7 protein-coding genes are annotated in these 12269 nt (G+C 42.7%); 5 read left to right on the top strand and 2 right to left on the bottom strand.

The genetic code is table 11. From position 1 onward, the window contains the following. The first annotated feature begins 40 nt into the window (after positions 1 to 40). From BUA16_RS11950 to BUA16_RS11940, 3 genes are all read left to right on the top strand, one after another. Positions 41 to 1846 (top strand): family 43 glycosylhydrolase, encoded by a 1806-nt coding sequence (locus BUA16_RS11950; RefSeq protein WP_072764983.1) that lies wholly within the window; start codon positions 41 to 43, stop codon positions 1844 to 1846. 38 nt (positions 1847 to 1884) lie between these two features. Further along, positions 1885 to 4152: a beta-glucosidase BglX gene (bglX, locus tag BUA16_RS11945; protein WP_072764982.1), complete on the top strand. Its 2268-nt coding sequence runs from the start codon at positions 1885 to 1887 to the stop codon at positions 4150 to 4152. 96 nt (positions 4153 to 4248) lie between these two features. Beyond that, positions 4249 to 5886, top strand: a complete 1638-nt coding sequence (locus BUA16_RS11940) for a sulfatase family protein (protein ID WP_072764981.1) — start codon at positions 4249 to 4251, stop codon at positions 5884 to 5886. Positions 5887 to 6181: 295 nt separating this feature from the next. On the opposite strand, the gene BUA16_RS11935 is transcribed toward BUA16_RS11940, so the two are convergent. Continuing rightward, positions 6182 to 7084, bottom strand: coding sequence for a DUF1338 domain-containing protein (locus BUA16_RS11935; protein WP_072764980.1), 903 nt, complete (start codon positions 7082 to 7084; stop codon positions 6182 to 6184). Positions 7085 to 7679: 595 nt separating this feature from the next. Between BUA16_RS11935 and BUA16_RS11930 the strand changes: the two genes are divergently transcribed. Continuing rightward, on the top strand, positions 7680 to 9068 hold the full coding sequence (locus BUA16_RS11930; protein ID WP_072764979.1) for a flavin-containing monooxygenase: 1389 nt from the start codon (positions 7680 to 7682) through the stop codon (positions 9066 to 9068). Positions 9069 to 9748: 680 nt separating this feature from the next. Next, positions 9749 to 10636, top strand: a complete 888-nt coding sequence (locus tag BUA16_RS11925; RefSeq protein ID WP_072764978.1) for a LysR family transcriptional regulator — start codon at positions 9749 to 9751, stop codon at positions 10634 to 10636. Positions 10637 to 10717: 81 nt separating this feature from the next. Here the strand turns inward: BUA16_RS11925 and BUA16_RS11920 are convergent, their stop codons facing one another. Continuing rightward, on the bottom strand, positions 10718 to 12259 hold the full coding sequence (locus tag BUA16_RS11920; RefSeq protein WP_072764977.1) for a RagB/SusD family nutrient uptake outer membrane protein: 1542 nt from the start codon (positions 12257 to 12259) through the stop codon (positions 10718 to 10720). Positions 12260 to 12269 lie beyond the last annotated feature (10 nt).

The raw sequence follows: 12269 nt of genomic DNA, 5'->3' as shown, positions 1-12269 counted from the left end.
AAGAATTTTACAAACATAAATTTGTGTAAAACGGTACCAGATGAAATATTTTAAAAAAATAATTAGAGCAGCGGTTTTACTATTTGGTGCCATAATATGTGCACAGGAAGTGGTTCCGGAAACTTATATCAATCCTCTGGATATTGACTATACCTATATGGTTTATAATTCAAGTAAGAATATCTCCTACCGTTCTGGTGCAGATCCCGCAGTAATTGAATTTCGTGGTGAATACTATATGTTTGTCACTCGGTCTTTTGGTTATTGGCATTCCACCGATTTGATCAACTGGGAATTTATTAAACCTAAACAATGGTTTTTTGAGGGGTCCAATGCCCCAACCGCATTTAATTATAAAGATTCGCTGGTATATTTTGCAGGTGATCCTGCAGGTTACGGAAGTATTCTTTATACCGATGACCCCAAAAAAGGGGAGTGGGCCCCTACCGCTTCCATTACCAACAACATCCAGGATTCGGAGTTGTTTATTGATGACGACGGAAAAACATATCTGTATTGGGGCTCGTCAAACAAACATCCCCTTCGTGTGAAAATGCTGAATAAAGACGATCGTTTTCTTGAAACCGGAGTTGAGAAAGAACTTTTCAATTTGGTTGAGGAAGAACATGGTTGGGAACGTTTTGGCGAAAACAATTACCATCCAACCTTAAAGGAAGGATACATGGAAGGTGCCTCGGTGACCAAACACGACGGGAAATACTATTTACAGTATGCAGCGCCCGGGACGCAATTTAATGTGTATGCCGATGCTGCTTATATTGGTGAGACCCCACTTGGTCCTTTTACTTATATGAAAAATAACCCCATGAGTTTCAAGCCTGGCGGTTTTGCGAATGGGGCAGGCCATGGTATTACCGTGAAACAAACCAATGGGCAATACTGGCATTTTGCCACCATGGCGTTGGCTTCAAATTCTCATTGGGAACGTCGTCTATCCATGTTCCCCACCTATTTCGATGATGAAGGATTAATGTATTCCATCACCAGCTATGGCGATTACCCCTTATTCGGGCCAAACCATCCAACAAAAGCTGGGCAGCATAGTGGCTGGATGTTGCTTTCTTACAAAGGAAAAACAACGGTTTCATCCTCACAATTGCAGGTAAAAAAAAGCACCTCTACCGATGATGATTTTGAGATCACCGAACTGCCGCTTGAAAGGAATAGTGAAGGTGAGATTATTTCAAAACTTTTAACCGATGAAAACCCGAAATCCTTTTGGGTTGCCGAATCCAATGATGATGAGCAATGGGTTAAGATCGAAATGCCTTCCCCTGGAAATATGTATGCTTTTCAATTGAATTTTCATGATCACGAGTCGGGTATTTATACCCGTACCGAAGGCTTACGACATCGATTCACCCTAGAGGTTTCAGAGGATGGAAAAAACTGGGAAACTGTTGTAGACAGAAGTGGGAGTTATAAAGATGCGCCAAATGCCTACATCCCCCTTAATCAACCTGTACAAGGAAGATACGTACGCTACAATAATGTGGAGGTTCCAGGGAATAACCTGGCATTATCAGAAATAAGGGTATTTGGAAAAGGTTTAGGAAAGAAACCGGAAAAGGTGAAGGGGTTTAAAGTATCCCGGGAGAAAGACAGAAGAGATGCCTCTTTTACCTGGAAGCCGGTGAAAGGAGCACAGGGTTACAATATCCGCTGGGGTATCGCATCAGATAAATTATACCACTCCTGGTTGATTTATGATGTAAATGAACATTTTATGCGGAACCTCGATCGCGATACGCGATATTATTTTAGTATAGAAGCATTTAATGAAAATGGGATTTCAGATAAAACTGAGGTGCAGGAAGTGAAATAAAAAAAAAGGAATTATCAATTTATTATATTATATCTAAGATGAGAAAATTAAATCTGTTTGTCGCTGTGCTGTTTTTTACAGGGCTTTCAAGTCTACAAGCACAAGAAAATATTCCCTTTGTGGAAGAGCTGTTGCAGAAAATGACGGTAGAGGAAAAAATAGGACAGTTAAACTTGGTGACGCCAGGTGGTGGTGTGGCTACGGGAGCGGTGGTCAGTGAAAATGTGGAAGCCAAGATCAAGGCGGGCCAGGTAGGTGGACTCTTCGGAGTAGCCGGTCCGGAAAAAATAAAGATGGCCCAAGATTTTGCCATCAATGATACCCGTTTAAAAATTCCGTTGGTTTTCGGATCCGATGTCATCCACGGATATAAAACCACCTTTCCAATTCCTTTAGGGCTTGCGGCGAGCTGGGATATGGCCTTGATAGAGAAAACCGCTCGGATAGCTGCCACGGAAGCGACGGCCGATGGAATAAACTGGAATTTTTCTCCTATGGTAGATATTGCCCGTGACCCTAGGTGGGGACGAATTTCTGAAGGGGCAGGGGAAGATCCCTATTTGGGATCTGCTATTGCCAAAGCAATGGTGAAAGGGTATCAGGGAAGCGATCTTAGCCTGCCCAATACCATGTTGGCGACGGTAAAACACATGGCACTATACGGGGCCTCCGAAGGAGGGCGCGATTACAATTCGGTAGATATGAGCAGGATAAAGATGTTCAATGAATATTTGCCACCTTATAAAGCAGCGATAGACGCCGGGGTCTCTAGTGTTATGACCTCTTTCAATGATGTGGACGGTATACCAGCTTCTGGGAACAAATGGTTGTTGACAGACCTACTGAGAGAGCAGTGGGGTTTTAAAGGATTTGTAGTGTCCGACTACACTTCGGTAAATGAAATGATAGCCCATGGATTTGGCGATTTACAAGCGGTATCTGCCTTGGCCCTTAATGCGGGACTGGATATGGATATGGTGGGAGAAGGCTTTTTAACTACTTTAAAAAAATCCTTGGAAGAAGGGAAGGTCAGCGAGGAGCAAATAACCCAAGCTTGTCGTCGGATTTTGGAAGCCAAGTATACATTGGGCCTTTTTGAAGACCCCTATCGTTATAGCGACCCACAAAGGCCTGCCAAGGATATCCTGAACATAGAGAACCGTAAACTTGCCCGGACTGCTGCAGCCCGTTCTTTTGTACTTCTAAAGAATCACAATGAACTTCTTCCTCTTAAAAAGGATGTGAAAATCGCACTTATAGGACCTTTGGCAAACAACAAGAACAATATGTTGGGTACATGGGCGCCAACCGGGGACCCACAATTATCGGTTCCTATTTTGGAAGGCTTACAAAAGGTAGCTCCCGCGGCTAGAATTACATACGCCAAAGGGGCCAATATTTCCGATGACCCCGAATTGGCAAAAAAGGTCAATGTATTTGGGCCTAGGATAGAAATTGATGATCGTTCCCCAGAGAAAATGCTGCAAGAGTCCTTAGATCTTGCCAATAAGTCGGAAGTAGTGGTCGCCGTCGTTGGGGAGGCTACCGAAATGAGTGGGGAAGCGGCTAGTAGGACAGATCTTTCTATTCCCGAAAGCCAGAAAAAAATGATACGTGCCCTAGTTGCTACGGGCAAGCCTGTAGTTTTGGTCCTGATGAGCGGCCGCCCTTTAACAATTGAAGAAGAGTTGGCATTACCAGTTAGTATACTTCAGGTTTGGCATCCGGGCGTGGAGGCCGGAAATGCCGTTGCAGATGTGGTTTTTGGGGATTATAATCCGGCAGGAAAATTAACGGCTACCTGGCCAGTGAACGTGGGTCAGATCCCTATTTATCACAGCATGAAAAATACAGGTAGACCGGCAACTTCCGAAACTTTTCAGAAATTTCAATCCAATTACCTAGATGCACCCAATGCACCTTTACTGCCTTTTGGCTACGGGCTGAGCTATACCCAATTTGAGTATTCGGAGCCATCCATTAATAAAAAGGAAGTAGCACAGGGAGAATCCGTGGATATAACCGTTACCATAAAAAATATAGGGAACTATCACGGGGAGGAAACAGTGCAACTTTATCTTAGAGATGTGGTGAGAAGTATTACGCCTCCTATGCGAGAATTAAAAGGATTTAAAAAAGTTTACCTAAAGAAAGGCGAAACCAAGTTGGTCACTCTTACCCTCCACGCAGATGATTTAAAATTTTATGACAGCCAATTGAATTTTGTTTCGGAACCAGGAGAGTTTGAGGTGTTTGTCGGGACCGATTCCAATGCCGCAACCAAGGTGACCTTTACGTTAAAATAAAGGAAGGCTACATGCCTTGATGAAATAGATTTCTTATTTGAAAAACAATAAATTGGCCTAGACAGTTAGCGCTGTTTGCTACGAACTATATCGAAGATGTATTACTTTATTAAATTACTGCTTTTAGTTTTTGTAGCGTGTAGCTTTTCGTGTAAGCGGGAACAGCCAAAGAAAACTGTCGAAAATAAAAAGCCCAATATCCTTTTTATTATGTCGGATGACCATGCTATCCAAGCGCTTAGTGCTTATGGGCATCCTATAGGTGAATTGGCACCCACGCCGAATATAGATAAGCTTGCCCATAAAGGAGCCCTTTTTACCCATAGTTATGTCACCAATTCTATTTGCGGTCCTAGTAGGGCGGTGATATTGACGGGAAAACATAGTCATATCAATGGTTTTAGGCAGAACGGCGATCGATTTGATGGGAGTCAGCCCACCTTGCCCAAGATGTTGCAACAATCGGGTTACCAGACCGCCTTGTTAGGAAAGTGGCATTTGCATGGGAATCCGGAGGGTTTCGATCATTGGAAGATTTTAGTAGACCAAGGAAACTACTACAATCCAGATTTTATTGAAAACGGAGATACCACTAGGATTCAGGGATACGCCACAGATATTATTACTCACGATGCTTTGGACTGGCTTAAGAACCAACGAAAAGATAGTGTGCCGTTCTTTCTAATGGTGCAACACAAAGCGCCGCATAGGAATTGGATGCCGGCGCTACGGCATATCAATAAGTACGACTCGGTTCAATTTCCCTTGCCAGACTCCTATTTCCCTACTTTTAATAACCAACAGGCCGCAGAAGAGCAACTACAGAATATCTACCGGGATATGTATGAGGGGCACGATCTTAAAATGACAGTAGAGTATGGAAGTACGGCACTGGCCCATAACCCATGGAAAACCGATTTTGAACGGATGAGTTCGGAGCAACGGAGTGCATGGGATGCGGGCTATTTGCCCAAGAATAATGCCTATCACAAGGCAAAATTAAGTGGTAAGGAATTGGCCCAATGGAAGGGACAGCGCTACCTGCAAGATTATATGGCCACCATAGCTTCCGTAGATGAAGGCGTTGGGGAGCTAATGGCGTATTTGGAGGACAATGGTCTGGCAGAAAACACCTTGGTGGTCTATACGTCCGATCAAGGATTCTATCTGGGAGAAAAGGGTTGGTTCGACAAACGGTTTATGTACGAGCCCTCTTTTGGAACGCCACTTTTAATGCAATGGCCAGCTACCATAGCACCAGGGAAGAAAATTGATGCCATGGTCCAGAACCTTGACTTTGCCCAAACTTTTTTAGAAGCGGCAAGGGTCTCGGATATGGGTGGGGAAATGCAAGGGGAATCCTTTCTGGGGCTATTGAACGGGAGTATGGATGAGACCGACTATAGGGATGTAATTTACTATCATTACTACGATTTTCCAGCCTTTCATATGGTGAAGAAACACTATGGAATAAGAACGCCACGCTATAAATTGATGCATTTTTATGACGATATTGATCAGTGGGAATTATACGACCTGCAAAACGATCCCTTGGAGCAACAAAACTTAATCCAAGACGCAAGCTATTCCGAGGTATTAGGGCAGATGCAGCATACCTTAGATAGTGTGCAAAAAGCCTACGGTGTAACCGATAAAGAATTTGAACAAGCTCCAAAGGCAAAGGTAGAGGGTGCCTATAAGCAGTTTAAAAAATTACGGGGTCCAGTGAAATAAAATGGCCTTGTCGAAAGTAAGACAGGATAATTTATAAAAAAGCTGACAGGTTTAATTTGCTGCCGATTTCTTTAATAGTTAATTTAATTAAGGCTACAAGATAGTTAGGGCATTCTTGTTTTCCTTTAGAGACAAGTTGCAACGTATGCTACAATCATAGATATTGGTGTATTCCTTGGTTTTCTAGCTCCCCCCCCCCCAAAAAAAAAATCCGACCCCCATTAGAGGTCGGATTTTCCGAGTTTTAAAAAATGAATGGTTGGTTATTTACTGTGGTTTGAAAAATGGTTTGGTTTTATTTTCCCTTTAGGGTCTGTTCGTTATAGGTGCTTTCAAAAATCTTATCTGCATTGGCCGATTCGAATCCGTCCCTACGGTGTTGTCGGGTAATGGCTTCTTTGGGCAGGTCTTTATATTCCGGAAATACTAGCCGTTCTGCAAACTCCACATAGCTCCCTGCAATTTCCATGGTACTGCCATCGGCAAATTCGGCTTCCATCATCTTGGCAATGGTACTGCTCTGTTTTAAGAGTCCGTCTGCACTGGTTTTTATCTTTCCGCCAGAAGTGTTCAAGGCAATCCCGATACTTTCCAAAAAGGTATTGAATTTGGCTACGGTATTGTAATCGTCCGGTAATTCGTGAACGCTAATCGTATAATGGTTTAGGTAGTAGCGGTTATAGATCACCCATGCCGCATATTCGCTTTCTTGGGCCAGGGCATTGTAATCTGCTGCGGTAGGCAGCTCCCAAAGCGACTTATGGAAAAATTCGCCCACAGCCTCAGGATCGTCCAAATCCAAGGCATCTACCGGGTCTGAGACAATATCCTTGGTATAGCGGCGAATAATTTCCTGTGCTTTATCAGACAGGTCCTGTACCCGTAATTCACTCATAAAAATCCTAGGATAATGGGGTTGCGGAGGGGCGTACCAATAGGCATCCAGTTTTTTGCCCTCAAAATAATAGTAGTCCTTTTTGGTATATCCGTAATGTAAAAATATTTTTTCAAAAGAAGTAACGCCCAAATTGGGAACCCCTAAGGTTCTAAAAGCAATATGATCGTTTACAATCTCGCTTTCGTCTTTTATGATTGCATGACTTACCATGGCCTTAGTTACTTTTTCCACATCTGGAACCCTAGTTTTATACGGGGTAAAAAGGGCGTCAAAAATCATGTCCAATGCTGCTGTGCTCATAAGTGCTTTTCTAAAAGGTTATATCCCAAAAGTATGGAGGACTATAACCTGAAACAATTCTTATTCTTTTAAAAACAATAAGTAAAACTTATTATAACTTGTGAAGTATCCTTTCTGTCTCGGTATTACTGCATTGTATACGATCGCATTTCGTAGTATATTTTTTCTCAAGAAGACTATTCCTGCGAGTCAAAAAACGCTGGGATGGTATGAGCGAAGGTTTGTGGTGAGAATTTTTTGACAACAACTGATGTGTTGAAAACTAACAGGTTATGAGTCGACTTGCTTGTTTCTCTATATTTTTGTACTTTCGTGCTTCGAAAAAATTTAAGGGCTATCACAAATAGGAACTACTTAGGGATGTTCCGATGCCTATTTTTTTGAACTGAAAAACGGCAGCATAGAGGTCAACGATATCTGGTTTTTTTTTAAACACTAGGCCTCTACCACCTGATAAATTCTATTTCGGGTGCCAGCATGTAGTAATTAGCAAGCACTAAGTGCTTATATCGTTTTTTTGACTTCCATAATGGGAGTTGATCTGCTATGCTACGTTCTGAAAGTTTTGACAATTATAAAAACAAATGTGAGATATATGAAGACAAGAATTGGAATTATTGGCGCCGGCCCCAGTGGTTTGGCGCAACTAAGGGCATTTGACTCCCTAGAAAAAGAAGGGAAAGAAATCCCTGAAATTGTTTGCTTTGAAAAACAAAGCGATTGGGGTGGACTGTGGAATTATACTTGGAGAACCGGTGTTGGAAAATACGGGGAACCTACCCACGGTAGTATGTACAAATACCTGTGGTCCAATGGTCCCAAGGAATGTTTGGAATTTTCGGATTATAGTTTCGACGAGCATTTTGGGAAGCCTATTTCTTCGTATCCTCCCAGACCGGTATTGTTCGATTATATCCAAGGAAGGGTAAAAAAGAGCGGGGTGCGCAAGCATATCCGTTTTAATACGGCCGCAAGGTGGGTATCCTTTGACGAAGACACTCAAAAATTCACCCTTATAGTAGACGATTTAGTAAACAATAAGACCTATACGGAGATATTCGATTACCTAGTAGTGGCTACAGGGCATTTTTCTACGCCCAATATGCCTTATTTCCAAGGCTTGGAAGATTTCCCTGGTGCCGTTATGCACGCCCATGATTTTAGGGGTGCGGATCAGTTTAAGGGTCAAAACGTATTGTTGGTGGGAAGTAGTTATTCTGCCGAGGATATAGGGATACAATGTTATAAACACGGAGCTAATTCCGTAACCCTGAGCTATAGGTCTAACCCTATTGGTCTTTCTTGGCCCGAAGGTGTCAAAGAAGTACCGCTTTTAGAAAATTTTGATGGTGAAATCGCCCACTTTAGTGATGGCAGTCAAGAACGTTTCGACGCCGTTATCATGTGTACCGGTTACCAACATAAATTCCCGTTTTTACCAGACGAGATGCGCCTAAAAACACCTAACTGTCTGTATCCGGACAACTTGTACAAGGGGGTTGTATTCAATGAACTTCCAAAGTTAATATACCTGGGGATGCAAGATCAGTATTATACTTTTAATATGTTCGATGCCCAGGCTTGGGTAGCCAGGGATATTATGTTGGGGAAATTGAAAGTTCCTGAAAAGGACGAGCGTTTGGCCGATATGGAAAAATGGCTTCAGAAGTCGCATTCCAATAAAACCCATGACGACGAAATAGATTTCCAGACCGATTATGTGAAGGAATTGATAGGAATGACGGACTATCCTGAGTTTGATTTGGATACCGTGGCCAGCTTGTTTAAAAAGTGGTTAAAAGATAAAGAAGACGATATTTTAAGGTATAGGGACAAAACCTTTAAGTCCGTAATGACCGGAACTATGGCCGAGAATCACCATACCGAATGGTTAGATGAAATGGACGATAGTTTTGAACGCTATTTTTCGGAATCGTCAGCGCCGGAAAAAAACCCGGAAAAAGAAGTCTTGATGCAAAGATAAAGGCACTGACAACCCTAAACGCCCTAAAGTAATTTTCTGTCTTTAGGGCGTTTTTTTATGCTTTTTTTTAAGGTCCGTAGGACGGTTTTCAAAAACTGTGCTTGTCGATAGCAGGGATGGGGGCTATGGTGGTGAGTATTTTGGGCGTTCCCTCCTTCGTCGGGCGGGCACTCCGCTATATCCCTCGCTCCACTTCGGGGATGCCGCTACGGTCCCTAACGCAAATTGATGTAACAATGTTGCAATTAAGGTAGTAAAACGGGTACATAAACCCATATCTGTGGGAAGTACCTTATTATGTGGTCCTATAAAATGAAATCAGGATTTTTGAGCTCCTGGAGGCAACTAGGGACGACAGAGAAGTCGTGTTTTTAGTCAGTACAATATGATTACTTTCTAAATGGTCAACCTAAATCAGGGACGTACAATGTACACCATTGATAATTGTTTATTGCTTATTGTTCCCTGTAATCGCGTTAGCTATTGCAGCGGCATCCTTTTTTAGGCGGCCGAGCCGCCTAAAAAAGATACAGCGGAAAGAGCGACCCGATAGGGGAACGCCCCGCATAAAAAACAAGTGATAAACGTCGCCCCCATCCTCAAAGCTTGTAAAACTTAAGGCATGCTATTTTCTAATTATTTTGTAATTTTAATTGGTGAAAGTTCTTATTTTACGCAAAATGATAAGAAATATCAATCAATTAGAATTACGTCCACTGCGATATTTTTTGGTATTGGCAGAAACCCTTCACTATACCCAAGCGGCAGAGGTATTGTTCATTTCGCAATCTGCCTTGAGCCAACAAATAAAACAGCTAGAGCACGTGTTGGGAACGCCTTTGTTTGTTAGGACCAACAGGAGAGTAGCCCTGAGTACGGCCGGGGAGCTTTTGCAGCAAGAGGCACGTCTGATATTGAAACAGCTAGATAGTTCCATGGAACGGTGGCAACTGTCTCTGGATGGGGTCGTAGGGCAGTTGCGGATTGGGTTCGTAGGTTCGGCCATGCAAGCGTACCTGCCACCGATCATCAAGGAATTTAGCAACGCTTACCCTAAGATTAGGTTTCATTTAGAAGAGCTTACCAATGCCGAGCAGCTGAAGGCCTTAGAGCAAGACCAAATAGATATTGGCTTTATGCGTTCTAATAAAGTGTCCTCGGAGATTGCCGTAAAAGCTGTTTACCGGGAAAATTTTTCCTTGGTTTTGCCATTGGAGCATCCGGTCACAGCTGGTAATTTTAAGAATATGGGACAGTTTTCGGAAGCTTCTTTTATTCTCTTTCCCAATGAAAATAGTCCTATGTACTATCAGCAGATTCAAAATTTGTGTGCCGATTACGGGTTTAGTCCACGCATTGCCCACAAGTCTATTCATGGTCCTACCATTTTTAAGTTGGTAGAAAACGGTATGGGCATTGCCTTGGTGCCCAATTCCTTAAAAGACGACAAAAATTACCGCATTAAGTTTATAGAATTAGCTAAGGAACCTCATAAGACCGAGCTTTTTGCCGCTTGGAAGAAGCAGCAACAGAGTATGTCCCTACAGCATTTTTTAGAATTTATTTAGGAGCTCATAAAAAAAAATCCCCCGACTTGGCTGGCGCCAGTCGGGAGATTCTGCTGTATTCAAAGAAACTAGGAAAACTTCTTAGTCAATGGCCGTATTGGCTTGTATTTCTGAAAGTGGTACAGGGAAATAGCTGTGCTTGGAAGCATCGAATCCACTTCTTCCAGCGGCACTCATGGCCGCATCTAACATTCCCCAACGACGTAAATCGAAGAATCTGGTCGATTCTAAAGTCAGCTCCATGGTACGCTCATGGATAATCTGTTCTTTTACATCGGCCTTAGAAGTAACGACTATCGGAGGCATATTTCCGTGTACGCTCCTTAGCTCATTGATAAGGCTAATGGCCAAAGGCGTATTATCGGTTTCGTTAAGCGCTTCGGCATACATTAATAGTACATCTGCATAACGCATCAACACCACATTGACACCAACATAACTGTTGTTCCAAACATAATTGGGCAACCACTTTCTAAAATATGCGTGGTTGTCATGGGTATCGCCATAGGTATCGGTCATCAGGGCATCCCAAGTACCACCTTGCATCTCATTGGTATTGGTGTCGTTATAAAAAGGGTCTTTAAAATAAAGGGATCCATAAAGTCTATTGTCATATAGTCCGTTGTTGGCAATTTGCCCCTCTTTTTTCATAACATCTACCAATTGCGGGTTGGCTGCTATGCCTCCCCATCCGCCTATGGACCAGTCTCCTACAAAGGCATGTAGTCTTGTAGCGTTCCATGAGGTAGCATCCCCGGATTTAAACTGCAGTTCAAAAATGGATTCTTGGTTATTTTCGTTTTCACCATTAAAAAGGCTCAAGAAATCTGGTTCTAAACTATATACTTGGCTATCGACAACGGCTTTAAGTGCATCGGCGGCATTTTTATAGTCTGTAGCCTCTGCGGAAGTGGCATCGCCGGCTTTGTGCAAATAAGCCTTTCCTAAATACGCTAGGGCAGCTCCCTTGGTAGCTCTTCCCAAATCGGTATCTGCTACCGTAGTCGGCAACATTTCCGAGGCCGCTTTAAAATCGGCAATAATAGACTCCCAAGCTTCAGGACGGCTAGACAATGGCTTGTCTAGGGTTTCTGGTGAGATGATTTCATTACGGACAATGATTTGCTCATAAAGACTGAGCAATTTAAAGTGGTAGTAGCCTCTTAAAAAGGTTGCCTCGCCCACAATTTGCTTCTTTTCTTCATCAGAAATCTGTTCCGATGTCATTTCACCTACCTTGGTAATTACCTGATTGGCAAAATTGAGTCCTTTGTAATTAGTACCCCAAATGACGTCTAAAAAGATATGTCCGTTGGTATAGTTAAAATTAAAGATCGACATCCAATGCGCATAATTGGTAGCATCGGGTCCTGGCAACGCATAATCAGACCTGAAATATTCTACCACAGGTCTTCCTTCTTGCCATCCGTCCCAAAAATTGCTTCTGGATTCCAATTCGGAATAGGCGGCCGTTAATCCGGAACGGGCATCTTCGGCATTTCGCCAAAAGTTCTCGGAGGTTAATTTGTCTGGTGAGGTCTCTACAAGAAACTCATCGTCGTTACAGGATATCATTGCCACCAATAAGAAGGCTGCCATGAATACTTTATATAGATTTTTCATTGTATGAATA

It is taken from the genome of Arenibacter nanhaiticus, assembly GCF_900141935.1.
Taxonomy (GTDB): domain Bacteria; phylum Bacteroidota; class Bacteroidia; order Flavobacteriales; family Flavobacteriaceae; genus Arenibacter; species Arenibacter nanhaiticus.
The sequence above is the reverse complement of the archived record's forward strand: the minus strand, read 5'-3'. Positions and strand labels throughout refer to the sequence as shown.

Coding starts and splice junctions, on each gene's coding strand:
- BUA16_RS11950 (WP_072764983.1), top strand. CDS start 41: ATGAAATATTTTAAAAAAATAATTAGAGCAGCGGTTTTACTATTTGGT.
- bglX (WP_072764982.1), top strand. CDS start 1,885: ATGAGAAAATTAAATCTGTTTGTCGCTGTGCTGTTTTTTACAGGGCTT.
- BUA16_RS11940 (WP_072764981.1), top strand. CDS start 4,249: ATGTATTACTTTATTAAATTACTGCTTTTAGTTTTTGTAGCGTGTAGC.
- BUA16_RS11935 (WP_072764980.1), bottom strand. CDS start 7,084: ATGAGCACAGCAGCATTGGACATGATTTTTGACGCCCTTTTTACCCCG.
- BUA16_RS11930 (WP_072764979.1), top strand. CDS start 7,680: ATGAAGACAAGAATTGGAATTATTGGCGCCGGCCCCAGTGGTTTGGCG.
- BUA16_RS11925 (WP_072764978.1), top strand. CDS start 9,749: ATGATAAGAAATATCAATCAATTAGAATTACGTCCACTGCGATATTTT.
- BUA16_RS11920 (WP_072764977.1), bottom strand. CDS start 12,259: ATGAAAAATCTATATAAAGTATTCATGGCAGCCTTCTTATTGGTGGCA.